General features: G+C 47.5%; 1 protein-coding gene. It reads left to right on the top strand.

What is annotated here, in order from left to right:
- A partial coding sequence (locus tag RMT89_RS42170) for a helicase-related protein (protein WP_315889051.1) occupies positions 1–295 on the top strand: 295 nt, incomplete at both ends.

Here is a 295-nt window from a genome sequence, read left to right as displayed (position 1 = left end):
CAAAGCCGCTGCTGAAAAATCGCGTAGTGTTGGTGATGTTGTTAGGGAATACTCCCGGCACGCACTCGGTAAACGCGCCATTTGCTTTGCAACGGACGTTGACACGGCAAACAAAATTGCAAAACAATTCAACGACGCGGGAATTCGTGCGGCATCAGTCTCTGCGAAGACACCAAGCCCGGTGAGAGAAAAATATATTAAAGAATTTAAAGCCGGTGTCGTTAAAATTCTCGTCAACGTTGATTTGTTCGATGAAGGCTTTGACGTACCGGCTTGCGAAGTGGTGATTATGGCG

This window comes from Streptomyces sp. P17 (genome assembly GCF_032436805.1).
Taxonomy (GTDB): Bacteria; Actinomycetota; Actinomycetes; order Streptomycetales; family Streptomycetaceae; genus Streptomyces.
The sequence above is the reverse complement of the archived record's forward strand: the minus strand, read 5'-3'. Positions and strand labels throughout refer to the sequence as shown.